Source organism: Kineococcus glutinatus (genome assembly GCF_039542765.1).
GTDB lineage: Bacteria > Actinomycetota > Actinomycetes > Actinomycetales > Kineococcaceae > Kineococcus_A > Kineococcus_A glutinatus.
Window position 1 is genome coordinate 1 of record NZ_BAABIL010000882.1, and the last position, 507, is coordinate 507.

Annotated in this window: 1 protein-coding gene; it reads right to left on the reverse strand. The window is 80.3% G+C overall.

Annotation, left to right across the window (positions count from 1 at the left end):
• Window positions 1-507, reverse strand: a 507-nt coding sequence (locus ABEB16_RS22315; protein ID WP_345714344.1) for an amidase family protein, incomplete at both ends; no start/stop codon positions are given.

Genomic DNA, 507 nt, shown 5'->3' on the forward strand with positions numbered 1-507 from the left:
GCACGGCCACCACGAGCCGCTCGCCCGGCACCCAGTAGCGGTCGAGCAGGGCCGGCAGCAGCTCGTCGCCGGCGGCGCGCAGCAGCTGCGGGCAGCGGGCCAGCAGGCCGACGGTGTCGAAGGAGGGCGCCAGCGGCAGCACACCGGCCACGGGCACGGCGCCGTGCGTGGGGCGCAGCGCGTGCAGGCCGCACCAGGAACCGGGCACGCGCAGGGAACCCGCGGTGTCGGTGCCCAGCCCGAGGTCGGCGGCCCCGGCGGCCACGGCGGCGGCCGGCCCGCTCGTGGAACCCCCGGGCAGGTGCCCGGGCGCTGCAGGGTTCGGCGGCGCGCCCCAGGTGCCGTTGCGCCCCATGACGGAGAACGCCAGCTCGTCGGTCTGGGCGATGCCGGCCACCACCGCCCCGGCGTCGAGCAGGACCTGCAGGGCGGCGGCGTGCGCGGGTTCGGGTGCGGCGGTGGCCAGCCACGCGGGCACCCCGGCGCCGACGGGGTGCCCGGCGACGG